The organism is Methylibium sp. Pch-M (assembly GCF_004136295.1).
Taxonomy (GTDB): Bacteria; Pseudomonadota; Gammaproteobacteria; order Burkholderiales; family Burkholderiaceae_C; genus Methylibium; species Methylibium petroleiphilum.
The window spans coordinates 3,578,616-3,602,036 of sequence record NZ_CP029606.1 but is presented as its reverse complement, the minus strand read 5'-3'; the positions used below and the strand labels follow the sequence as shown (position 1 = coordinate 3,602,036).

Sequence of the window (23,421 nt, the reverse complement as noted above, 5' to 3'; positions counted from 1 at the left end):
GTCAGGAGGTCGTCTTCGGCCCTTCGGCCCGCGGCACTTCCGGCGTCACGGCAGGCGGCGGGCTTGCCTCGATCCAATGGCGCACGCGCTCGGCATCGCCCTGCCGCGAGTACTTGCCGGCCGAATCGAGGAAGACCATGATCAGCTTGCGTCCCGCCAACTGCGCCTGCATGACCAGGCAGCGACCGGCCTCGGAGATGTAGCCGGTCTTCTGCAACCCGATGTCCCAGGCCGGATTGCGCACCAGGCCGTTGGTGTTGCGGTACTGGAGCGTGCGGCGCCCGACCGCCACGCTGTATTCCTGCGAAGTCGACAACTCGCGGATCAGAGGATGCTGGTAGGCCGCCGACACCAACGCCGCCAGGTCGCGCGCGCTCGATTGATTGCGGCTCGACAGTCCCGTGGGCTCGACATAGCGTGTGTCGGTCATGCCGAGCAGGCTGGCGCGCGCGTTCATTGCCGAGACGAAAGCCACCAAGCCGCCCGGGTAGTGCCGGCCCAGCGCATGGGCCGCACGGTTTTCCGACGACATCAGGGCCAGATGCAGCATCTCGCCGCGCGTCAGCTGGGTACCGACGGCGAGCCGCGACCCGCTGCCCTTCTCGGTGTCCACATCATCCTGGCTGATCGTGAGCATCTCGTCGAGCGACTGTCCGGCTTCGACGACGACCACCGAGGTCATCAGCTTCGTCAACGACGCGATCGGCAACACAGCCTGGGCGTTCTTGTCGATCAGCACCTCGTGGGTGTCCTGATCCATCACGAGCGCCACACTCGAGCGCAGATCGAGCGGGTCATCGGTGGCGCGCAGACCGCTGAGCTCACCGAACGAGGGGCGTGCCACCACCGTACGGACCGACTTGCGCGTCGCGGCACGAACGCTCTTTACCTTGGCCTTCGACTTGGCGCTCGCCTTGCTGGCGCTGCTCTGACGTTTGGTGGCGGCATCGGCGCCCGTGCTCAGGCCGAGGGACAGCATGGCAAACAGGGTCAACAGGGCCACACGCCAACGAAACACAGGCAACGAAATCAACACGGGCACTCCCTCCGACACGCGCACGAGTCTAGGATAAAGAAAAAAAGCGCGCAAGATCAAAAGCTTACGCGCCCTTCCTCCATTCCACGTGAAGAATGCCTCCCGTTACCCCTGGGCGGCGACGCGCTCGTTCTTGCTGTGCAGCTTGTTCAGGGCCGACAGGTAGGCCTTGGCCGAGGCCACCACGATGTCCGGGTCCGCCCCCACGCCATTCACCACCCGCCCGCCGTGCTGCAGCCGCACAGTCACCTCGCCCTGGGATTCTGTGCTGCCCGAGGTGATGGCATTGACTGAATAGAGCAGCATTTCAGCGCCGCTTTTCAGCTTCGACTCGATGGCCTTGAGACTCGCGTCGACCGGCCCGTTGCCCTCGCTCTCGGCGTGGAACTCGGTCTCTCCGACCGCGAAAGCCACCTTCGCATGCGGACGCTCCCCGGTCGCCGATTGCTGCTCCAGGGAGAGCAGCCGGTACGTCTCCTGCTCGTGGGTCACGCTCTCATCGCCGACCAGCGCGATGATGTCTTCGTCGAAGATGTCGCTCTTGCGATCGGCCAGATCCTTGAAGCGCGCAAAGGCCGCGTTGACGTCGGTCTCGGATTCGAGCTCGATGCCGAGCTCCTGCAGGCGCTGCTTGAAAGCGTTGCGGCCGCTGAGCTTGCCGAGCACGATCTTGTTGGCACTCCAGCCCACGTCCTCGGCGCGCATGATCTCGTAGGTGTCGCGCGCCTTCAGGATGCCGTCCTGGTGGATGCCCGAGGCGTGCGCGAAGGCATTTGCGCCGACGACCGCCTTGTTTGGCTGCACGATGAAGCCGGTCGTCTGCGACACCAGCCGCGAAGCCGGCACGATCTGCGTGGTGTCGACGCCCACGTCGAGCCCGAAGTGGTCGCGCCGCGTGCGAACCGCCATCACGACTTCCTCGAGCGAGCAGTTGCCTGCGCGCTCGCCGAGCCCATTGATCGTGCATTCGATCTGGCGGGCACCGCCGATCTTCACGCCAGCCAGCGAGTTCGCCACCGCCATACCGAGGTCGTTGTGGCAGTGAACCGACCAGACCGCCTTGTCCGAGTTCGGCACCCGCTCCCGCAAGGTCCTGATGAAATTGCCGTACAGCTCGGGGATGCCGTATCCGACCGTGTCGGGCACGTTGATGGTAGTCGCGCCTTCGTTGATCACGGCCTCGATCACACGGCACAGGAAGTCCGGGTCGGACCGGTAGCCATCCTCCGGCGAAAACTCGATGTCCTCGCACAGGTTGCGGGCGAAACGGATCGACAGCCTGGCTTGCTCCAGCACCTGCTCGCGCGTCATCCGCAACTTCTTCTCCATGTGCAGTTCACTGGTCGCGATGAAGGTATGGATGCGAGAACGCGCAGCGCTCTTCAGCGCCTCGGCCGCCCGCGCGATGTCACGGTCATTGGCGCGCGCCAGCGAGCACACGGTCGATTCCTTGATCACGTCGGCGATTGCCCGGACGGCCTCGAAGTCGCCGTTGCTCGACGCTGCGAAACCCGCCTCGATCACGTCGACCCGCAACCGCTCCAGCTGGCGCGCGATGCGCAGCTTCTCGTCCTTGGTCATGGAGGCGCCGGGCGACTGTTCGCCGTCGCGCAAGGTGGTGTCGAAGATGATGAGCTTGTCGGCCATGGAAGTCTCCAGCGGAAGATGCGAATGACGAGAACCAAACAAAACGGCCCGCGAGCAGGAAGCGCGCGGGCCGTGGATGCAGAAACGAAGGGACGTGTGCAATCAGCGCGCGCAGGGCACTCCTAGCAGTAGCAGCAGCGAAAAGCGGGCGCGAAACGTCATGAGCACAATATAGCACGCGCCTGCTCACAGCACGCACCGCAGTGGCTATCAGCGGTGCAGCCCCTCTTCATCGGGCTCGTGAGTGGACGTGGCGATGACGCTGACAGGTTTGCCCTTGGTCTTGCGCCACACGTAGACCGCGTAACCTGAGAAGCCGTAGCAGACGAACAGGCTGAACAGCACCAGCGGCGGGTGAAGGTTGATCACTGCGATGAAGAGCGCGATCGCGACGATCACGATGAACGGCACCGTGCGCTTGAAGCTCACGTCCTTGAAACTGTAGAACGGCACGTTCGTGACCATCGTCAGCCCTGCGTAGAGCGTGAATGCGAACGCCATCCAGGACAGCCAGTCGATGCTTCCGGCCCCCTTGAACCCCGCGTCGTCCATCAGCCAGATGAACCCGACCACCAGCGCTGCGGCTGCCGGACTCGGCAGCCCCTGGAAGAAGCGCTTGTCGACGACGCCGATGTTGGTATTGAAGCGGGCCAGCCGCAGCGCGGCCCCGGCGCAGTAGACGAACGCCGCCACCCAGCCGAGCTTGCCCAGCCCCCGCAGCGCCCACTCATAGACGATCAACGCCGGCGCAGCGCCGAAGGACACCATGTCCGACAGGCTGTCCATTTGTTCGCCGAAGGCGCTCTGGGTGTTGGTCATGCGCGCGACGCGACCGTCGAGGCTGTCGAGCACCATCGCGCAGAACACGCCGATCGCCGCCTGCTCGAAGCGGTCATTCATGGCCATCACGATCGCGTAGAACCCGCCGAACAGTGCCGCGAGCGTGAAGAGATTGGGCAGGATGTAGATGCCTTTGCGGCGAGGCCGGCGCGGCGCCTCGTCGTCGACGTCTTCGAACGCGTCTGGCGTCTTCGGATCCTGCGTACCGTCGTGCATGCTCATGCTCGGCCGGTCCGTGGCAACGAATCCGGCCCCCTCGGCGCACCATGAAGATCGATCATGGGCGGGAGGATACCGCAGCGCCCGTCGCAAGAAGGGCCGCGCACCCTTCGGTGTCGCGGCCCTAGACGGAGCATGGAGCGACAAGTCGCGATCAGTTGCGGCTCTTGTCCACCAGCTTGTTTGCCTTGATCCACGGCATCATCGCGCGCAGCTTCTCGCCCACCACCTCGATGTCGTGCTCTGCGGTCAGGCGGCGACGCGACAGCAGCGTCGGCGCACCGGCACGGTTCTCGAGGATGAAGCTCTTGGCGTACTCGCCGGTCTGGATGTCCTTGAGGCACTGGCGCATCGCCGCCTTGGTGTCCTCGGTCACGACCTTCGGCCCGGTCACGTACTCGCCGTACTCGGCGTTGTTCGAGATCGAGTAGTTCATGTTGGCGATGCCGCCTTCATAGATCAGGTCGACGATCAGCTTGAGCTCGTGAAGGCATTCGAAGTAGGCCATCTCGGGCGCGTAGCCGGCTTCCACCAGCGTCTCGAAGCCGGCCTTGATCAGCTCCACGGTGCCGCCGCACAGCACGGCCTGCTCGCCGAACAGGTCGGTCTCGGTCTCCTCGCGGAAATTGGTCTCGATGATGCCGGCCTTGCCGCCGCCGTTGGCTGCCGCATAGCTCAGAGCCAGGTCGCGCGCCTTGCCGGTCTTGTCAGCGTGGACGGCGATCAGGTGCGGCACGCCGCCGCCCTGGGTGTAGGTGTTGCGCACCGTGTGGCCGGGGGCCTTCGGGGCAACCATCCACACGTCGAGGTCTTCGCGCGGCACGACTTGGCCGTAGTGCACGTTGAAGCCGTGCGCGAAGGCCAGCGAGGCGCCCTGCTTGATGTTCGGGGCCACTTCGGCGTTGTAGACGGCGGCAATCTGCTCGTCGGGCAGCAGGATCATCACGACGTCGGCGCTCTTGACCGCCTCGGCGACCTCGGCCACCTTGAGCCCGGCCTTCTCGACCTTGTTCCACGACGCGCCGCCGCGGCGCAGGCCGACAGTGACCTTCACGCCGCTGTCGTTCAGGTTCTGGGCGTGCGCATGGCCTTGCGAGCCGTAGCCGATGATCGCCACGCTCTTGCCCTTGATGAGGCTGAGGTCGGCGTCCTTGTCGTAATAGACCTTCATGGGGTTCTCTCCTGTCGAAATTCAGTAATGGAACGGGGTTCAGACGCGCAGGATGCGCTCGCCGCGACCGATCCCGCTGGTGCCGGTGCGCACGGTTTCCAGAATCGCGGTGCGGTCCACCGCCTCGATGAACGCGTCGAGCTTGGGTGCATCGCCGGTGAGCTCGATCGTGTAGGTCTTCTCGGTGACGTCGACGATGCGACCCCGGAAGATGTCGGCCATGCGCTTCATCTCGTCGCGCTCCTTGCCGACGGCGCGCACCTTGATGAGCATCAGCTCGCGCTCGGTGTACTGCCCCTCGGTCAGGTCGACCACCTTCACCACCTCGATGAGCCGGTTGAGGTGCTTGGTGATCTGCTCGATCACGTCCTCGCTACCGGTGGTGGTGATGGTCATGCGCGACAGCGACGGGTCCTCGGTGGCCGCAACGGTCAGGCTCTCGATGTTGTAGCCGCGCGCCGAAAACAGCGCCACGACGCGCGACAGGGCGCCCGGCTCGTTCTCGAGCAACAGGGCAATGATGTGTTTCATGGGTAGATCGTCCTTCGCGCTCTTCAGGACTGCGGCGGTAACCGCAGCCCCTTGGCCACGCGCTTCGATGAAGTGAATAGTGGTTCCGACCTCGGCCGCTGCACTCGCTGCGCTCCTGGCGACGGACCGGCAAGCCCGCCGCCCTCGCGCCGCGCGTGCTGCAGGCCTTACAGGTCTTCCGAACCCAGCAGCATCTCCGAGATGCCTTTTCCGGCCTGGACCATTGGCCAGACGTTCTCGGTTGGGTCGGTACGGATGTCGAGAAAGACCGTGCGGTCCTTCAGCCGGATCGCTTCGCGCAGCGCGGGTTCCACCTCGCTGGGCTTCTCGATCTTCAGTCCGATGTGACCGTAGGCTTCGGCCAGCTTCACGAAGTCGGGCAAGGCCTCCATGTAGCTGTGCGAATAGCGGCCGCCGTAATCGAGCTCCTGCCACTGCCGCACCATGCCCAGATAGCGGTTGTTCAACGAGATCACCTTGACCGGCGTCTTGTACTGCAGGCAGGTCGACAACTCCTGGATGCACATCTGGATCGAGCCTTCGCCGGTAATGCAGAAGACATCGGAGTCGGGCTTCGCGAGCTTGATGCCCATGGCGTACGGCAGGCCCACCCCCATCGTGCCCAGACCGCCCGAGTTGATCCAGCGCCGCGGCTCGTCGAAGCGGTAGTACTGCGCCGCCCACATCTGGTGCTGGCCGACGTCGGAGGTGATGTAGGCGTCGCGCTCGCGGGTCAACTCCCAGAGCTTCTCGACCACGAACTGCGGCTTGATGACCTCGTCGGAGTTCTTGTACTTCAGGCACTCGCGACCGCGCCATTCGGCGATCTGCTTCCACCAGGCCGACAGGGCCTGCGAATCCGGCTTGGCCTGCGCTTCCTTGATCTGCGAGATCAGTTCCTGCAGCACTTCCTTCACGTCGCCGACGATCGGAATGTCGACCTTCACGCGCTTGGAGATGCTCGACGGATCGATGTCGACGTGCACGATCTTGCGCTCCACCGAAGCGAAATGCTTCGGGTTGCCGATCACGCGGTCGTCGAAGCGCGCCCCCACGGCCAGCAGGACATCGCAGTTCTGCATCGTCATGTTGGCTTCGTAGGTGCCGTGCATACCCAGCATGCCCAGGAAGCGTGGGTCGGTTGACGGGAAGGCGCCCAGGCCCATCAGCGTATTGGTGCACGGGTAGCCGAGCAGGTCGACCAGTTGGCGCAGTTGCGCCGAGGCATTGCCGAGGATCACGCCGCCGCCGGTGTAGATGTAAGGCCGCTTGGCCTGCAGCAGCAGCTGCACGGCCTTGCGGATCTGGCCGCTGTGGCCCTTCTTCGCCGGGCTGTACGAGCGCATCTCGACCGTGGCAGGGTACTGAAAGGGCGCGGTCTTCAGCGACACGTCCTTCGGCACGTCGACCACCACCGGGCCAGGACGGCCGGTGCGGGCGATGTGGAAGGCCTTCTTCATCGTCAGCGCCAGCTCGCGCACGTCCTTCACCAGGAAGTTGTGCTTGACGATCGGCCGGGTAATGCCAACGGTGTCGCACTCCTGGAAGGCATCAAGGCCGATCGCCGGCGTCGGGACCTGTCCGGTGATGATCACCATCGGAATCGAGTCCATGTAGGCGGTGGCAATGCCGGTAATGGCATTCGTCACGCCCGGACCCGAGGTCACCAGCGCAACGCCCACGTCGCCGGTCGCGCGAGCATAGCCATCGGCCGCATGGATGGCTGCCTGTTCATGGCGCACCAGCACATGTTCGATGGTCTCCTGCTTGTACAACGCGTCGTAGATGTACAGCACGGCGCCGCCCGGGTAGCCCCAAAGGTACTTGACACCTTCGGCCTGCAGGCAGCGAACGAGGATTTCCGAACCGTTGGGCTCGGCAGTTTGGGTGGGATGCGGTTGGGCCGTGGCGGCCCGCTTGATTTCCGCGGCAGACATGTCCATTTCGAACCTTTGTGAATTTCTCTGACGAAAAACCATCGGTGCCCCTCTTCGCACCCTGGTGGGGTGGATGTGGGACCTGCGCGGTCTGGCAAAGCCACCCGGGTCGGATGGTGTTGAAGACCAATGAGCGTTTTGCGAACGCACATTATGGCACCCACCCGGCACCAGCCCGGCGCAGGCTGCCGCATCGAGGTGCGGTGACATAATTCGCGGCCTCCCCAAAGCCACGGCCAACCGGCCGCGCCTCTTGGCTTCCGACAAAGAACTCAGCGATTTCCTCAAGAGCGTCGAAAAGCGCGCCTTCAAGCGCGCCGTCTATGCCGTTCGCGACGACGACGCTGCACTCGACATCGTGCAGGACTCGATGATCCGGCTGGCCGAGAAGTACGCCGACCGGCCGCCGGCCGAGTTGCCGCTGCTGTTCCAGCGCATCCTGTCGAACGCCATGATGGACTGGTTCCGCCGGCAGAAGGTGCGCAATGCAGTCGTGCGCAATTTCTCGGATTTCGAGCCAGCGGACGCCGATGGCGACTTCGACCTGCTCGAGACTCTGGCGGCCGCCGGGGGGGCTACCACGGTCGAAACGGCAGCCGACAGCGTATCGCGGGCCCAGATCCTGCTCGCGATCGAGACCGAAGTTGCACGGTTGCCGGGGCGTCAACGGGAGGCCTTCCTGCTGCGTTACTGGGAGGAACTCGATGTCGCCGAGACCGCTCAATCGATGGGCTGCTCGGAGGGCAGCGTCAAGACCCATTGCTCCCGGGCAGTGCACAGCTTGGCGCAGGCCTTGAAGGCCAGAGGGGTGCTGCCATGAATCATTCCAACGTCGTCACGGGACCAACCCGGCTGGATCACCAGTCGCTCGAAGACCGCTTTGCGCTGCGTGTGGCGGCGGCTCTCAGCACGCACGTCGACAGCCTGCCTGGCGACGTGACGGAGCGCCTTCGTTTCGCGCGCGAGCAAGCGCTGGCGCGAGCCAGACAGGCTGCGACACGCACCGCCCCGAGCACCGCTCGGCTCGGCGGAGGTGTGCTGGCCTGGGGTGGAGAGCCCGGCTGGGGCTGGCGCCTCGCGACGCTGGCGCCGTTGTTCGCGCTGGTGGCCGGCCTGGTGCTGATCCAGATCCAGCACGACGACGACCAGATCAGCGCCGCAGCCGAGGTCGACGCCGCCCTGCTGGCCGACGACCTGCCGCCGGCGGCTTACACCGATGCCGGTTTCGCCGAGTTCCTGCGCCTGCCCGGATCGGCGGGCAGCAACTGAGGATGACGGGCTCCGTGTCCCTGCGGCGAGCCGCTGCGCGGCATCCGGCGTTTGCCCGGGTCGCGGCCGGTGCGTTGCTGAGCATGTTGCTGGCGCTGGCCGCGCCACTCGCCGGTGCCGCGGGCGCCGACGCCGGTGGCCCCGGCTGGAACAGCCTCGGCCCGGCGCAACGCCAGGCGCTGGCACCGCTCCAGAGCGAATGGTCCTCGATCGATCCCCAGCGCAAGCAGAAATGGCTGGAGCTGGCATCGCGCTTCGATCGCATGTCGCCCGACGAGCGCAGCCGCGTTCAGCGACGCATGTCCGACTGGGTCAATCTCAGCGCCAAGCAACGCACCGAGGCGCGCATGAACTACCAGGGTGCGAAGGACCTGAGCCCGCAGGAACGCCAGCGCCGCTGGGAGGCCTACCAGTCCCTGCCGGAAAGCCAGCGGCGCGACCTCGCCGCCCGCGCCAAGACCGGCGCCGGCAAGGTCAATGCGCGGCCCATCCCGCCAGCCGCCGAGGCCAAGGTCAACACCGTCCCCAACCCGCTGCTGGAGGCCCGCAAGCCACGCGCAGTGACGCCGGGGCTGACGCAGGCCAAGCCTGGGGCCACGACCAACCTGATGTCGACGCGCCCCGCGCCCCCTCTGCACCAGCAGACCGGCCTGCCGAAGGTCGCGGCGACCCCCGAGTTCGTCGACTCGACGACGCTGCTGCCGCGCCGCGGCCCTCAGGGCGCAGCGACCGAGCCACGCCGCAAGCCCTGACAAGTGCCGACCCCGAACGTGCAAGCCGGCCTCGCGCCGCCGCCCGGGACACTGGCACCGCCGTTGCGTCGCCGGCTGGCGTGTTTCCTCTATGAGGGCGTGCTGCTGTTCGGCGTGGTGTTCTTCTGTGCGCTGATCTATTCCGTGCTCACCGACCAGCGCCATGCGATGGTCGGACGCCTGGGCCTGTTGCTGACCGCCTTCGTGCTGGCGCCCGGTGTTTACTTCACGTGGTACTGGTCAGGGAGCGGACAGACGCTGCCGATGCAGACCTGGCGCATCCACCTGCAGACGGCCGACGGCCGGCGGCTCACGCGCGCACGCGCGCTGGGGCGCTATCTCGCCGCCTGGATATGGTTCCTGCCGGCCCTGGCCCTGGCCTGGCTGGCCGGCTGGCATGACAGCGGCACGCACTTGGCCGCGATGCTCGCAGCCGGGGTCGCGCTCTATGCCCTGGCATCGAGGCTGCATCCGGAGCGCCAGTTCTGGCACGACGCGCTGTGCGGCACCCGGCTCGTCGACACGCGTGACGCTCCGCCCGCCCGCGGCTGAATTTCGCGGCGGCGCCATACGCCGCAGTTACCATCGCGCGCCATGAGCAACCCCTACAAAGGCCGCACCGGCCTCGACCGCGTGATCCGCGCGGCCGGCTACTCGATGGATGGGCTGCAGATCGCCTACCGCGGCGAGAGCGCGTTCCGGCAGGAAGTCTGGGCGGCCGTGCTGCTGGTGCCCGCAGCCTTCTGGCTGGGCGGCAGTTGGATCGAGGTCTCGCTGCTGGTCGGCTCGGTGCTGTTGGTGTTGATCGTCGAACTGCTCAATTCCGGCATCGAAGCGGCGATCGATCGCGTCAGCTACGAGCTCCACGACCTGTCCAAGCGCGCGAAGGACCTCGCCAGTGCCGCCGTGCTGCTGTCGCTGCTGCTGTGCATGGGCATCTGGGTGGCTGCGCTCTGGCATCGTTTCGGCACCTGACGCGGCGCGAGCCATGACGAGGCGCTTCACGCTGTGTGTCTACTGCGGCTCGCGCCCTGGCGACGATCCAGCCCATGCCCACGCAGCCCGGGCCGTTGGCCGGGAGATCGCGCAACGCGGCTGGCAGCTGGTCTACGGCGGCGGCAACGTCGGACTGATGGGCATCGTCGCCGACGCCGCGCTGGCGGGTGGCGCCCCGGTGATCGGCGTGATCCCGCGGTCGCTGATGGAGCGCGAGGTCGGACATCCCGGCCTCAGCGAACTGCACGTGGTCGAGACCATGCACCAGCGCAAGCAAGGCATGGCCGAGCGGGCAGACGCTTTCCTGGCGCTGCCCGGCGGCATCGGCACCTTCGAGGAACTGTTCGAGGTGTGGACCTGGCGGCAGCTCGGATACCACGACCAGCCGATCGGGCTGCTCAATGTCGGCGGCTACTACGACGCCCTGGTCGCGTTCATGCAGCAGACGGTAGACGCCGGCTTCGTCTCGGATGGCACACGCGCGATGCTGGAGATCGGTGACGAGCCGTCAGCCCTGCTCGATCGGCTCGCAGCCCAAGCTGCGCTGAGCGGCGGCCGCGACGATTACAGCCGAACCTGAACTTCCGTTCGATCAGACCGCCGCTTCGTCCGTTTCGCCGGTGCGGATGCGAACCACCTGCTCGACCGAGCTGACGAAGATCTTGCCGTCGCCGATCTTGCCGGTCTTGGCCGCCTTGACGATGGCTTCCAGGCAACGATCGACGTCGACGTCCTTCACCACCACCTCGAGCTTCACCTTCGGCAGGAAGTCGACCACGTACTCGGCACCGCGATACAGCTCGGTGTGCCCCTTCTGACGCCCGAAGCCCTTGACCTCGGTCACGGTCAGGCCCGACACACCCACCTCGGCAAGCGCCTCGCGCACTTCCTCGAGCTTGAAGGGCTTGATGACGGCAGTGATCTGTTTCATGGCGCGCTCCGGTGATAGGTGACTGGCTGGAATTTAAGCACGGAATTTCGAGGTGATGGGATAGCGCCAGTCCTTGCCGAACGAGCGGTGCGTGATGCGAATCCCCACCGGCGCCTGTCGCCGCTTGTACTCGTTGATCTTGATCAGCCGCGTCACGCGCTCCACATCGGTGCGTGGGTAGCCCGCAGCGACAATCTCCTCGACGCCCTGGTCGTCTTCCATGTAGCGCGCCAGGATCGCGTCGAGCACGTCGTAGGGCGGCAGGCTGTCCTGGTCGGTCTGGTCCGGTCGCAGTTCCGCAGAAGGTGGCCGCGTGATGATGCGTTCGGGGATCACCGGTGCGGCGCCCTGCGCATTGCGCCAGGCCGCAAGGCGGTAGACCAGGGTCTTGGCCACGTCCTTGATCACCGCGAAGCCGCCCGCCATGTCGCCGTAGAGCGTGCAGTAGCCGGTCGCCATCTCGCTCTTGTTGCCGGTGGTCAGCACGATGCGACCCGACTTGTTCGACAGGGCCATCAGCAACGTGCCGCGGATGCGCGCCTGGATGTTCTCCTCGGTCGCATCCTCGGCGAGGCCGGCGAACTCCAGCGCCAGCGCCGCCTTGAAGGACTCGAACATCGGCACGATGGAGATCTCGTCGTACTGCACCCCGAGGCGCCGCGCCATGTCGCGGGCGTCGATCCACGAGATGTCGGCGGTGAAGGGCGAAGGCATCATCACCGCCCTCACCCGGTCGGCGCCCAGCGCATCGACCGCGATCGCCAGCACCAGCGCCGAATCGATGCCGCCGCTCAGGCCGATGATGGCGCCGGGGAAGCCGTTCTTGCCGAGGTAGTCGCGCACGCCCGTCACGAGCGCCGCCCAGGCCTGCGATTCGAGCGACGGTGCCGGCGACAGCGGGCCGCTCACATCGCCGTCGGCACTCACCTCGACCGGCAGCACCTCCTCCGCAAAGCTGGCGGCCCGCGCCCGCACGATGCCCTGCGCGTCGACGGCAAACGAGGCCCCGTCGAACACCACCTCATCCTGTCCGCCGACCAGGTGCGAGTACAGCAGCGGCAGGCCGCTCTCCACCGCGCGCCGTGCCATGCGTTCCTCGCGCTCCTCGGCCTTGCCGAGGTGAAAGGGCGAGGCATTGATCACCGCCAGCACCTGCGCGCCCGCCGCCTTCGCCGCCGCCGCCGGCTCGTCGAACCAGGCGTCCTCGCAGATCAGCAGCCCGACGCGCAACCCGCCCGCTTCCACCACCACCGGGCCGAAGCCGGCGTCGCGGCCCGACACGAAGTACCGGCGCTCGTCGAACACCTGGTAGTTGGGCAGTTCCCGCTTCGCATAGGTGGCCGTGACACGCCCCCCAGCCAGCACCGATGCCGCATTCACCCGCCGCTGCACCGCCAGCGAGCGCGTGCGAAGATCGCCGAGCGAGTCGATGGCCTGCGGGTGGCCGACCACCACCTGCAGGTCTGGCAGATCGGCCAGCGACGCCGCGCAAGCGGCCAGCGCTTCGTCGCAGGCGCGCATGAAGGCCGGCCGCAGCAACAGGTCTTCCGGCGGATATCCGGTCAGCGACAGTTCCGGCGTGATCACCAGCCGCGCGCCCTGCGCGTAGGCCTGGCGGGACCACTGGGCGATGCGCTGAGCGTTGCCTGCGAGGTCGCCGACGGTGGCGTTGAACTGGACGAGGGCGATCGAGGCGGACACAGTGGCAGGCATGGATCAGGAAGAAGACGCGTTGTCGATCGATGGTACCCGCGACCCCGAGGCGTGGGCGGTCCAGGTGCACGCCGATCCGGCCCTCATCGACGCCCGCGCCTGGGATGCGCTGGTCGACGCCAGCCCGGCGCCGACGCCCTTCATGCGGCACGCCTACCTGTGCGCGCTGCATGCGTCGGCCAGCGCCGCTGCAGGCACCGGCTGGGCACCGCAGTTCCTGGCGATCGAGCGCGACGGGACGCTGGTCGCGGCCTGCCCGCTCTACTTCAAGAGCCACTCGTACGGCGAGTACGTGTTCGACTGGGCCTGGGCCCAGGCGTACGAAGAGGCCGGCCTGCGCTACTACCCCAAGCTGCTGTCGGCGGTGCCGTTCACGCCGGTGCCGGGCTCGCGACTGCTGGCGCGCGACCCGGCCGCGCGCAGCGTGCTGCTGCGGGCGATGGAAAGCTTCGCGCGGCAACACGGCCTGTCGTCGGCGCACGTGCTCTTTCTCGACGAGGCCGATCGCAGCGCCGCAGAGGAGGCCGGCTGGATGCTGCGCAGCACGGTGCAGTTCCACTGGACCAACCGGGCTCCCGCGGGCTATGCCGACTTCGCCGACTTCCTCGCCAGCCTGCAGCGCGACAAGCGCAAGAAGATCCAGCAAGAGCGCCGCTACGTGCGTGAGGCCGGCGTCGAGTTCGAAGCCCGCGTCGGCACGCAGATCCGGGCCGCAGACTGGGACTTCTTCTACCGCTGCTATCGCAACACCTACCGCGAGCACCGCTCGACGCCTTACCTGACGCGCGACTTCTTCACCCGCATGGCCGAGTCCCTGCCGCTGCACTGGCTGCTGTTCACCGCCCGGCGCGAGGGGGAGCCGATCGCCGCCTCGCTGATCGCCCTCGACCCCGAACACGGCCACGCCTATGGCCGCTACTGGGGCGCGCTCACTTCGGTGAGTTGCCTGCACTTCGAGGCCTGCTATTACCAGCCGCTGCAGTGGTGCATCGAGAACGGCTACCGTCGCTTCGAAGGTGGCGCGCAGGGCGAGCACAAGATGGCTCGCGGGCTGATGCCGGTGCGCACGCATTCCGCGCACTGGCTCAGCGATGCGCGCTTTGCCGATGCCGTGGCGCGCTATCTGGTGCGCGAAGGCGCCGGCATCGAGGCCTACGTCGACGAGCTCGACGAGCGCAACCCGTTCAAGCGATAGGGCCTCTTGCGCGACCGAAGGGCGCCGGGCCTCACAGCGCCTTGCCCAGACGCTCGAGCGCCCGCCCCAGCGCCGCCACGGCGTCACCGATCTCGCGTGCACCGATCACCAACGGCGGCGCGAAGCGCACCACCGTGCCATGGGTGTCCTTGCTCAGCACGCCTTCCTGCAACAGTCCCTCGCACACGGTGCGCGCCGAGGCGAAACCCGGATCGATCTCCACGCCGACCAGCAGCCCCTTGCCGCGGACGTCGCGGATCGCGGGATGCCGCAACGCGTGCAGACGCTCGAGCAGCACAGCGCCCTGCTCGGCCGCCCGCTCCGACAGCTTCTCATCCACCAGTACCTGCAGCGCCGTGTCGCCGACGGCCGCCGCCAGCGGATTGCCGCCGAAGGTGGAGCCGTGGTCGCCGGGCGTGAACACCGCCATCACCTCCTCGCGCGCCAGGAAGGCGCTGACCGGCAGGAGCCCGCCGCCCAGCGCCTTGCCCAGCGTGAGGCCGTCGGGACGCACGCCTTCGTGGTCGCAGGCGAGCACCCGCCCGGTGCGGCCCAGGCCGGTCTGCACCTCGTCGCAGATCATCAGGATGCCGCGGCGCGAGCAGATCTCGCGCACCGCCTTCAGGTAGCCGGCCGGCGGCACGACGATGCCGGCCTCGCCTTGCACCGGCTCGACCAGGAAGGCGCAGGTGTCGTCGGTGATGGCGGCTTCCAAGGCCGCCGCATCGCCGTAGGGCACGGTCACGAAGCCGGGCGCGAACGGCCCGAAGCCGCTGCGGTATTGAGCCTCGCTCGAGAAGCCCACGATGGTCGTCGTGCGTCCGGCGAAGTTGTGGGCCGCGACGATGATTTGCGCGTGGCCTTCCGCGATGCCCTTGACCGTGTAGCCCCACTTGCGGGCTGCCTTCAGCGCCGTCTCCACGGCTTCGGCGCCGGTGTTCATCGGCAGCGCCCGGTCCATGCCGGTCAGGCGGCACAGGCGTTCGAGGAAGGGGCCGAGGCGGTCGGTGTGGAAGGCGCGCGAGGTCACGGCCAGTTGCCGGGCCTGCGCGACCAACGCCTCCACCAGCCGCGGGTGACCGTGGCCGAAGCTGACGGCCGAGTAGGCCGACATCATGTCGAGATAGCGCCGACCGTCCTGGCCCCACAGGTAGACACCCTCGCCGCGCGTCAGCACGACCGGCAAGGGGGCGTAGTTTGCGGCACCGTAGCGCTCTTCCAGCGCGATGGGGCTGGCCGACAAGGGGAAGCCGGGGTGAATGGTCATGGCGATCTCCTGAGCACCGGGGTCGGTTCCCCCGGCTCCTCACTGTAGAGACGGCCGAACGCAATGTGCGTTCCATTCATTGTGAATATTCATCTTTTGGCGCATGCTTCGTGCATAAAATGCCGAATATGAGCACACTGGATACGCTGGATCGCCGTTTGCTAGTCGAACTTCAGGCCCGCGGCCGCGCCTCGAATGTCGAGTTGTCCGCGGCGGTGCACCTGTCGGCGCCTCAGTGCTTCCGGCGCGTCAGGTCGCTCGAGGAGCGTGGCGTGATCCGCGGCTATGCGGCGCACGTCGATCGCGAGGCGCTGGGGCTGGGCGTGATGGCCTACGTCAGCGTGGACATCGCCGCCGAGCAGTTCGGGCATGTGCGCGAGTTCGAGCAGACGATTCGCGACTTCCCGCAGATCCTGGAATGCCACACCGTCTCGGGTGACTCGGACTACCTGCTCAAGGTCGTGGCGCGCGACCTGAAGTCGCTCAGCCAGTTCCTGACCGACCGACTGATGCAGATCTCCGGCGTCGCCAACGTGCGCTCGATGATCTGCATGGAAGAGATCAAGCCGCCCTCGCCCCTGCCAACGACGACCGAATGAAGCAGGCGTCCCACGCGCGGTAGAGCGCCGGCCCGCCCCAAGCCGACCGCACACCCGCTCGGCGGGTGGCGCCGGTAACCCGGCGCCGCGTGCCCACTACTCCTTGAAGTCGCCGCCGAAGCCGTAGACGAAGGCCTCGGGCCGGATGTACTTGCGCAGCGCCGCGTTCACCTGCTCCAGGGTCGCCGCGGCGATCGCGTCGTCGACCTGCTGCGAGATCGCGAAGGTTCGGTCCAGCCGCAGGTTGCCGGCCAGCCCGGCCGCCAGCCGCGCGTCCTGCGCACGCGACAGCCGGCGCGCACTGATCAGGCCCCGCTGCGCCTCCTGCAGTTCGGTGGCAGTGAAGCCGTCCTGCAGGGCACGCGCCACCTCCTCCCTGAACGCCGCCTCGACCTTGGCGCGGTTCTGCGGCGCGAAGATGGCCTGCGCCTGCCACGGCGAATTGCGCTCGTCCTGGTTCCACGCCAGGTAGCTGTAGACGCCATAGGACAGGCCCTCCTTCTCGCGGATGCGCACCCACAGCCTCGAGCTGCCGCCGCCGCCCAGCAGGTGGTTGGCGAGCGTGAGCGGTGCGTAGTCCGGATCGCTGTCCATCAACGGCACCGGCAGGAACACTGCCATGTGGGCGTTCTGCTTGTCGGGCGTCGGCAGCATCAGGCGAGCCGGTGCCACGGGCGCCAGCGGATCGGACACCCGCGCGTAGGGTTCACTGCTCTTCCAGTCGCCGAAGGCCGCCTCGAGCGCCTGCCTCACCGCCGGCACATCGAGGTCGCCGCTGGCGCCGAACTCGGCATGCGACGCGCCGTAGAAGCGACGATGGAAGACACGCAACTGATCCGGCGTGGCCGCACGGATGTCAGCCACCAGTTCGTCGAAGCTCTTCGCATGGCGGACGTCGCCGCGTGGGTACCGGTTCACATGGCGGTCGATCGCGTTGGCCACCACCGCCTCGGGTTCCTTGCGCTGCTGCTCCACGCCCGTCAGCGCCTGGCTGCGCTGCTCCTCCAGCACCGCAGGCGGGAAGGAAGGCTCGCGGAGCAGTTCGCCGACCAGCGCGATCACGGCCGGCAGGTTCTCGCGCTTGGTGGCGATCGTCGCGCTCACGCTGCCGGTGCCGCTGGAAAAAGCCACCTCGGCCTGCAGTGCGTCGAGCCGGTCGCGGATCTGCTGGCGCGAGAGCTTCGCCGTGCCCTCGTCGAGCATCGCGGCCGTCAATGCAGGCACCTCGCCCTGATCGGCCAGGCTTTTCTCGTCGCCGAAGTGCAGCGAGAGCACCGCATTCACCGCGCCGCCGCGGGTCGGTTTGGGCAGCAGCGCGACCTTCATGCCACTCGCCAGTGCAAAGCGCTGCGTCTGCGCGTCGATGTGGGCCGGGGTCGTGTCGAATGCGGCCACGGCACTGGCCCCCGCCTGCGGCTTGAAGTCCCTGAATTGCGCCGCCACGTCCACCGCCTTCGGCGCCGGTGCGCGCTGCGGCTTGTCAGTGGGTACGTAGGTCGCGAGCGTGCGGTTCGACGGCAGCAGCCGCTCGACGGCGGCCTGCTGCACGTCCGCCAGCGTGGTTGTCCGGATGCGATCGCGGATCAGGAAGAACAATCGCCAGTCCCCCTGCGCCACCGATTCCGACAAGGACACGCCTACCGTCTCCGGGTTGGTGAAGGCCAGCTCCCAGCCCTTGAGCCACTTGGCACGCGCCCGCTCGAGCTCCTCGGCCGTGATCGGTTCCGCCGCGACCGACTCCAGCACCGCGATCAGCTCGGCCCGGGCCCGGTCGATGTCCTGCCCGGGCGCCAGCTGCGCGACGAACAGCGCCGCACCCGGATCGTGAAGGCCGAACGGTTCCGCCCCCACGCTCGCGGCCAGTTGCTTCTCGACCAGCCGCCGGTGCAGCCGGCCTGACGGTGCATCCCCGAGCACCAGCGCCAGCAGCTCGATGGCGGCGAACCCGGGATCGGCCGCCGCTGGCACGTGATAGCCCGCGTAGAGCAGCGGCGCACCGCCGACGCGGCGCAGCGTCAGCGCGCGCTCGCCGTCCTGGGCCGCATCGAGGGTGTACAGCGTGGGCAGCACGCGCCGGGGTTTCGGGATCTTGCCGAAATACTGCTGCACCCAGGCCAGCACCCGGGCCGTGTCGAACTGGCCGCTGACGACCAGCGTGGCGTTGTCGGGCTGGTAGTACAGGCGGTAGAAAGCCTGCAACCGTGCGATGTCGACGTTCTCGACGTCACTGCGCGCACCGATCGTGTCCTTGCCGTAGTTGTGCCAGTCGTACATCGCGGCCAGCGTCTTCTGGTACAGGATGCGGCCCGGATTGTTCTCCCCCATCTCCATCTCGTTGCGCACGACCGTCATCTCGGAATCGAGATCCTTGCGCGCGATGAAGCTGTGGACCATGGCGTCCGCATGCCAGGACAGGAACCACTTCAGGTTGTCATCGTTGGCCGCGAAGCTGGCGAAGTAGTTGGTACGGTCGAACCAGGTGCTGCCGTTGGCCCGCAAGCCGCGCTTGGTGAACTCGCCCCACACGTTGGGCGTGGTCGGCGTGCCCTTGAACATCAGGTGTTCGAGCAGGTGCGCCATGCCCGTCTCGCCGTAGTTCTCGTGGCGAGAACCGACGTGGTACGTCAGGTTGACCGTCGTCGTGGGTTTGGAGGCATCGGGCACCAGCAGCACCTGCAGCCCGTTGGCCAGCCGGTACTCGGCGATCCCCTCGACCTGAGTGACCGCGGTCACGCCGCGCGGCGGGGCCGCGGAAGCGGCGGGAGCGGGAACCGAGGTGGGGGACGACTTGCCGGCCGCCGCCTGCGGCGACAACTGCATCAAGGCCAGCGTCAGCGCGCCGGCCACCCAGTACTTCGAGAACATGCTGCGGGCCTCGCAACCACCGAGGCGGTGCCATGGAGGCCCGCAGTGTAGCCAGCCGGTTTCGCACCCTGCCGTGCCGGGGGCATACCCGAGCGACGCGCTGGCGACGCCAGCCCCTCGTCAGTCAGGCCGACTGGGCCTTGAGGTAGTTCTCCATGCCGGAACGCACTTCGGCCTGCGCCGCCTCCGGGCCTTCCCAGCCCTGCACCTTGACCCACTTCCCGGTCTCGAGGTCCTTGTAGTGCTCGAAGAAGTGCTGGATCGCCTTCAGGCGCATCTGGTTGATGTCCTCCGGCTTCTTCCAGTGGTCATAGATCGGCAGGATCTTGGTGGTGGGCACGGCCAGCACCTTGGCGTCTCCGCCCGCCTCGTCTTCCATCTTCAGCACGCCGATGGCGCGGCAGGTCACCACCACGCCCGGGGTCAGCGCGAACGGCGTGATCACCAGCACATCGACCGGGTCGCCGTCGTCGGACAGCGTCTGCGGCACGTAGCCGTAGTTGCAGGGGTAGTGCATCGCGGTCGTCATGAAGCGATCGACAAACAGGGCACCGCTTTCCTTGTCGACCTCGTACTTGATCGGGTCGGCGTTCATCGGAATCTCGATGATCACGTTGAACTGTTCGGGCGCCTTGGCGCCGGGGGTCACTTTGTCCAGACTCATGGGTCCTGTCTCCGGAATCGCGGGGAAACCCGAATTCTAAGCAGCGGCCTGTCGTGGGCCTGACCAAGGCCCGGTACCACCGTGGCGGACCGCACGGGCCAATTCCATTGCGGCTTCGAGGGGCTTCCCTTAGCATGCGCCGGCAACCCGACCGGGATGCCACGCGCGTGGTGTCGACAGTGAAGAGTCGCGGTGCAAGCCCTTTCACCGAGGACCTCTAACGAGGAAGGAGACTCTTTCCATGTCCAGTTCCCTGGCGCTCACCTTTGCGCTGCTTTGCGGTTTCGCGGCCGTCGTCTACGGTTTTGTCCAGCGAAGCTGGATCCTCAAACAGGACGCGGGCAACGCCCGCATGCAGGAGATCGCGGCGGCCATCCAGCAGGGTGCGGCCGCCTACCTCGCGCGGCAGTACCGCACCATCGCCCTGGTCGGCGTCATCCTCACCGTGCTGATCGGCATCTTCATCGGGCTGCCCACGGCGGTGGCCTTCGTGATCGGCGCGGTGTTGTCGGGAGCCTGCGGCTTCATCGGCATGAACGTGTCGGTCAAGGCGAACGTGCGCACCGCACAGGCGGCCACGCGTGGCATGAAGGAGGCGCTCGACGTGGCCTTCAAGGGCGGCGCCATCACCGGCATGCTGGTGGTCGGCCTCGGGCTGCTGGGCGTGGGCATCGTGTTCTGGTTCCTGACCAGCAACGGCCAGATCACACCGACCAGCGGCCTGGCACCGGCGCTGAAGCCGCTGCTTGGCTTCGCGTTCGGCTCCAGCCTGATCTCGATCTTCGCGAGACTGGGCGGCGGCATCTTCACCAAGGGCGCCGATGTCGGCGCCGACCTGGTGGGCAAGGTCGAGGCCGGCATCCCGGAAGACGACCCGCGCAACCCGGCGGTGATCGCCGACAACGTGGGCGACAACGTCGGTGACTGCGCGGGCATGGCCGCCGACCTGTTCGAGACCTACGCGGTCACGCTGATCGCGACCATGGTGCTGGGCGCGCTGATGGTCACCGCGGCACCGATGCAGGCGGCGCTCTACCCGCTGGCGCTGGGCGGCTTCTCGATCATCGCGTCCATCATCGGATGCAGCGCGGTGAAGGCCACGCCGGGCATGAAGAACGTGATGCCGGCGCTCTACAAGGGTCTGATCGTCGCCGGCGTGATCTCGCTGGTGGGCTTCTTCTTCATCACCAAGTGGGTGATGCCGGACAACGCGATCTACGAGAGCGGCACGCAGTGGCGCCTGTTCGGCGCGGCAGTCATCGGCCTCGTGCTGACGGCCCTGCTGGTGTGGATCACCGAGTACTACACCGGCACCGACTACGCGCCGGTGAAGCACGTGGCGCAAGCCTCGACCACCGGCCATGGCACCAACGTGATCGCCGGCCTGGGCGTGTCGATGCGCTCGACGGCCTGGCCGGTCGTGTTCGTGTGCGGCGCCATCCTGGCGTCCTACCAGCTCGGTGGCCTGTACGGCATCGCGGTGGCGGCCACCTCGATGCTCAGCCTGGCCGGCATCGTGGTCGCGCTCGACGCCTACGGTCCGATCACCGACAACGCTGGCGGCATCGCCGAGATGGCCGAGCTGCCGTCGAGCGTGCGCGACATCACCGACCCGCTGGACGCCGTCGGCAACACGACCAAGGCGGTGACCAAGGGCTACGCCATCGGCTCGGCCGGCCTGGCCGCGCTGGTGCTGTTCGCCGACTACACCCACACGCTCGAGGCCGCCGGCAAGCTGGTGAGCTTCGATCTCAGCAACCCGTCGGTGATCGTCGGCCTCTTCATCGGCGGCCTGATCCCCTACCTGTTCGGTGCGATGGCGATGGAGGCCGTGGGGCGTGCCGCCGGTTCCGTGGTGGTCGAGGTGCGTCGCCAGTTCCAGGATGGCCAGATCATGGCCGGCAAGCGCAAGCCCGACTACAGCGCAGCGGTCGACATGCTGACCTCGGCGGCGATCAAGGAAATGATCATCCCCAGCCTGCTGCCGGTGGTGGTGCCCATCGTCGTCGGGCTGCTGCTCGGCCCGGCGGCGCTCGGCGGTCTGCTGATGGGCACCATCGTCACGGGCCTGTTCGTCGCGATCTCGATGTGCACCGGCGGCGGCGCCTGGGACAACGCCAAGAAGTACATCGAGGAAGGTCACTTCGGCGGCAAGGGCAGCGACGCCCACAAGGCGGCCGTCACCGGCGACACCGTGGGCGATCCCTACAAAGACACCGCCGGCCCCGCGGTCAACCCGCTGATCAAGATCATCAACATCGTGGCGCTGCTGATCGTGCCGCTGCTGCCGGCTGCCAGCGGTGGTGCGGGAGCGCATGCGCCGGCCGCCCCCGCGGCGCCGGTCGAGAGCGCCGCGCCAGTTGCCGCCACGCCGGCACCCACCGCCGACGGCGCCAGCATCAAGGTCGAGAACGGCGTGGTGAAGTTCTACTTCGCCAGCGCCTCATCGGCCCTGGCGGGTGGCGCGGCCGAGGCATTGGCCGACGTGGTGAAGGGCGTCGCGGCGGGCAAGAAGGCCGTGATCAGCGGTTACCACGACGCCACCGGGGACCCGGACAAGAACGTCGAGCTCGCCAAGCAGCGTGCCCTCGCGGTGCGCGATGCCCTGAAGGCGGCGGGCGTGGCCGAGGACAAGATCGAGCTGAAGAAGCCCGAACAGCTCAATGCCGGCGACGCAGCCGAGGCCCGGCGCGTCGAGGTGAAGCTCGAGTAATCCGCCCGCGAGATCGACAAGGAACAAGGGCCCGCCTCGGCGGGCCCTTTCTTCTTGGGACAACGCGGGATGGTCCGGACGGGCAACGACGCGTGTGGGAGAGACCGCCGCTCTCAACTCCAAGGCGGTTTCGGCGAAAACTTCTCGGTCAGGTACTCCAGCAGCACCCTCACCTTCGCCGGCAAGTGCCTTCGGTGAGGATAGACCGCGTAGATCAACTGCCTTTCGATGTGGTAATCCGTCAGCAGCGGCTCCAGGCGTCCCGCCGCAATGTCCTTGGCCACCATGAACGCAGACAGACGGACGATACCTCCGCCCAGCCGTGCGTATTCATGCAGCACATCGACGTTGTCGGTCACGAAATGCCCCTGGACATTGACCAGCTCCGGTCCCGTCGCGCTGCTGAAATGCCATTGATTGAAAAGATCGCTGGTGGACAGGCGAAGGCAATCGTGATCCAACAGGTCCGATGGCCGGGTCGGTCGTCCTCTGGCTTTCAGATACTGGGGGCTGGCACAAACCAGGCGCCGGCTCTCACCCAGCTTGCGGCCGACAAGGCTGGTATCCCTCAATTCGCCCAGTCGGATCGCCAGATCCACGCCCTCGTCGATCAGGTCCACCGCCTGCCCCGTGATCTGGAGTTCCAGCGTCAAACGCGGATAGCGCTCCTGAAATTCAGCCATGACCTCCAGCAGCTGGTGCTTGGCGAAGCCCTGAGTGCTGTTGATGCGCAGGGTCCCCGTCGGCTCACGCACGAAGCTGGTCAGCGAATCTTCGGCGCTCTCGATGTCGGTCAGGATCTCCAGGCATCGCTTGAAATAGCGCTCACCTCCCTCGGTCAGGCTGAGGCTGCGCGTGGTGCGATTGATCAGACGCACGCCCAGCCTGGATTCCAAACGCGATAGGAGCTTGCTGATCGCCGATGGCGACAGATTCAGCTGGCGTCCCGCCGCGGAAAAACTGCCGCGCTTGACCGACTCCGCGAATACCTGCATCTCGGTCCACTTGTCCAAGCGACCTCCTAATTTGTGAATTTCATTCACAGAACATGTTCCGCTTGTGATGATTATCACCAG

General features: G+C 66.9%; 21 protein-coding genes. 9 read left to right on the top strand and 12 right to left on the bottom strand.

Translation table 11 applies throughout. The annotated features are described in order from the left end of the window. Window position 1 precedes the first annotated feature (1 nt). The 6 genes from pbpG to C1M51_RS17280 form a co-directional block, all read right to left on the bottom strand. Complete coding sequence (pbpG, locus tag C1M51_RS17305; protein ID WP_129452250.1) at window positions 2-979, bottom strand: D-alanyl-D-alanine endopeptidase; 978 nt, start codon at window positions 977-979, stop codon at window positions 2-4. Between the two features lie 162 nt (window positions 980-1,141). After that, window positions 1,142-2,683 carry a 2-isopropylmalate synthase gene (locus C1M51_RS17300; protein ID WP_129451739.1) on the bottom strand — a complete coding sequence of 514 codons (1,542 nt, stop codon included), beginning with the start codon at window positions 2,681-2,683 and terminating at the stop codon, window positions 1,142-1,144. Between the two features lie 210 nt (window positions 2,684-2,893). Beyond that, window positions 2,894-3,739, bottom strand: a complete 846-nt coding sequence (pssA, locus tag C1M51_RS17295) for a CDP-diacylglycerol--serine O-phosphatidyltransferase (protein WP_242500060.1) — start codon at window positions 3,737-3,739, stop codon at window positions 2,894-2,896. Between the two features lie 157 nt (window positions 3,740-3,896). Continuing rightward, window positions 3,897-4,913, bottom strand: a complete 1,017-nt coding sequence (ilvC, locus tag C1M51_RS17290; protein ID WP_129451737.1) for a ketol-acid reductoisomerase — start codon at window positions 4,911-4,913, stop codon at window positions 3,897-3,899. 39 nt (window positions 4,914-4,952) lie between these two features. Continuing rightward, entirely contained in the window at window positions 4,953-5,444 is a 492-nt protein-coding gene (gene ilvN / locus C1M51_RS17285; RefSeq protein WP_011829697.1) for an acetolactate synthase small subunit, read from the bottom strand. Between the two features lie 167 nt (window positions 5,445-5,611). Beyond that, on the bottom strand, window positions 5,612-7,387 hold the full coding sequence (locus C1M51_RS17280; protein ID WP_129451735.1) for an acetolactate synthase 3 catalytic subunit: 1,776 nt from the start codon (window positions 7,385-7,387) through the stop codon (window positions 5,612-5,614). 247 nt (window positions 7,388-7,634) lie between these two features. On the opposite strand from C1M51_RS17280, the gene C1M51_RS17275 reads away from it, so the two are divergent. Genes C1M51_RS17275 through C1M51_RS17250 form a run of 6 tightly spaced genes read left to right on the top strand, consistent with a single transcriptional unit; the run spans window position 7,635 to window position 10,978 of the window. Beyond that, window positions 7,635-8,201 carry an RNA polymerase sigma factor gene (locus C1M51_RS17275; protein ID WP_129451733.1) on the top strand — a complete coding sequence of 189 codons (567 nt, stop codon included), beginning with the start codon at window positions 7,635-7,637 and terminating at the stop codon, window positions 8,199-8,201. Beyond that, window positions 8,198-8,650, top strand: a complete 453-nt coding sequence (locus C1M51_RS17270; protein WP_129451731.1) for a DUF3619 family protein — start codon at window positions 8,198-8,200, stop codon at window positions 8,648-8,650. Before C1M51_RS17275 ends, C1M51_RS17270 begins: the two co-directional genes overlap by 4 nt. A 14-nt stretch (window positions 8,651-8,664) precedes the next feature. Further along, the gene (locus C1M51_RS17265; RefSeq protein WP_165349716.1) at window positions 8,665-9,402 is read left to right on the top strand and encodes a DUF3106 domain-containing protein; all 738 of its coding nucleotides are present in this window, start codon (window positions 8,665-8,667) and stop codon (window positions 9,400-9,402) included. A 3-nt stretch (window positions 9,403-9,405) separates the two neighbouring features. Further along, window positions 9,406-9,954, top strand: a complete 549-nt coding sequence (locus C1M51_RS17260) for an RDD family protein (RefSeq protein WP_129451728.1) — start codon at window positions 9,406-9,408, stop codon at window positions 9,952-9,954. A gap of 42 nt (window positions 9,955-9,996) precedes the next feature. After that, window positions 9,997-10,377 carry a diacylglycerol kinase gene (locus C1M51_RS17255; protein WP_129451726.1) on the top strand — a complete coding sequence of 127 codons (381 nt, stop codon included), beginning with the start codon at window positions 9,997-9,999 and terminating at the stop codon, window positions 10,375-10,377. Between the two features lie 13 nt (window positions 10,378-10,390). After that, the gene (locus C1M51_RS17250) at window positions 10,391-10,978 is read left to right on the top strand and encodes a TIGR00730 family Rossman fold protein (RefSeq protein ID WP_129451724.1); all 588 of its coding nucleotides are present in this window, start codon (window positions 10,391-10,393) and stop codon (window positions 10,976-10,978) included. A gap of 12 nt (window positions 10,979-10,990) precedes the next feature. Here the strand turns inward: C1M51_RS17250 and C1M51_RS17245 are convergent, their stop codons facing one another. Continuing rightward, window positions 10,991-11,329 (bottom strand): P-II family nitrogen regulator, encoded by a 339-nt coding sequence (locus C1M51_RS17245; protein ID WP_011829705.1) that lies wholly within the window; start codon window positions 11,327-11,329, stop codon window positions 10,991-10,993. A 33-nt stretch (window positions 11,330-11,362) separates the two neighbouring features. Further along, a complete protein-coding gene (locus C1M51_RS17240; RefSeq protein WP_207207770.1) occupies window positions 11,363-13,042 on the bottom strand; it encodes an NAD+ synthase in 1,680 nt (559 codons plus the stop codon). Between C1M51_RS17240 and C1M51_RS17235 the strand changes: the two genes are divergently transcribed. Next, window positions 13,041-14,237 carry a GNAT family N-acetyltransferase gene (locus C1M51_RS17235; protein ID WP_129451722.1) on the top strand — a complete coding sequence of 399 codons (1,197 nt, stop codon included), beginning with the start codon at window positions 13,041-13,043 and terminating at the stop codon, window positions 14,235-14,237. The genes C1M51_RS17240 and C1M51_RS17235 overlap by 2 nt on opposite strands. A gap of 31 nt (window positions 14,238-14,268) precedes the next feature. On the opposite strand, the gene rocD is transcribed toward C1M51_RS17235, so the two are convergent. Next, complete coding sequence (gene rocD / locus C1M51_RS17230) at window positions 14,269-15,504, bottom strand: ornithine--oxo-acid transaminase (RefSeq protein ID WP_129451720.1); 1,236 nt, start codon at window positions 15,502-15,504, stop codon at window positions 14,269-14,271. 128 nt (window positions 15,505-15,632) lie between these two features. Here rocD and C1M51_RS17225 point away from each other — a divergent pair, with 128 nt between their 5' ends. Further along, the gene (locus tag C1M51_RS17225; protein ID WP_129451718.1) at window positions 15,633-16,103 is read left to right on the top strand and encodes an Lrp/AsnC family transcriptional regulator; all 471 of its coding nucleotides are present in this window, start codon (window positions 15,633-15,635) and stop codon (window positions 16,101-16,103) included. A gap of 96 nt (window positions 16,104-16,199) precedes the next feature. On the opposite strand, the gene C1M51_RS17220 is transcribed toward C1M51_RS17225, so the two are convergent. Beyond that, window positions 16,200-18,923: a M16 family metallopeptidase gene (locus C1M51_RS17220; RefSeq protein ID WP_409072636.1), complete on the bottom strand. Its 2,724-nt coding sequence runs from the start codon at window positions 18,921-18,923 to the stop codon at window positions 16,200-16,202. A 169-nt stretch (window positions 18,924-19,092) separates the two neighbouring features. Further along, window positions 19,093-19,632, bottom strand: coding sequence for an inorganic diphosphatase (gene ppa / locus C1M51_RS17215; RefSeq protein WP_129451714.1), 540 nt, complete (start codon window positions 19,630-19,632; stop codon window positions 19,093-19,095). A gap of 241 nt (window positions 19,633-19,873) precedes the next feature. Between ppa and C1M51_RS17210 the strand changes: the two genes are divergently transcribed. Then, on the top strand, window positions 19,874-22,345 hold the full coding sequence (locus tag C1M51_RS17210) for a sodium-translocating pyrophosphatase (protein ID WP_129451712.1): 2,472 nt from the start codon (window positions 19,874-19,876) through the stop codon (window positions 22,343-22,345). Between the two features lie 113 nt (window positions 22,346-22,458). Here C1M51_RS17210 and C1M51_RS17205 read toward each other — a convergent pair whose 3' ends face one another. Continuing rightward, window positions 22,459-23,358, bottom strand: coding sequence for a LysR family transcriptional regulator (locus C1M51_RS17205; protein ID WP_129451710.1), 900 nt, complete (start codon window positions 23,356-23,358; stop codon window positions 22,459-22,461). Window positions 23,359-23,421: the final 63 nt, after the last annotated feature.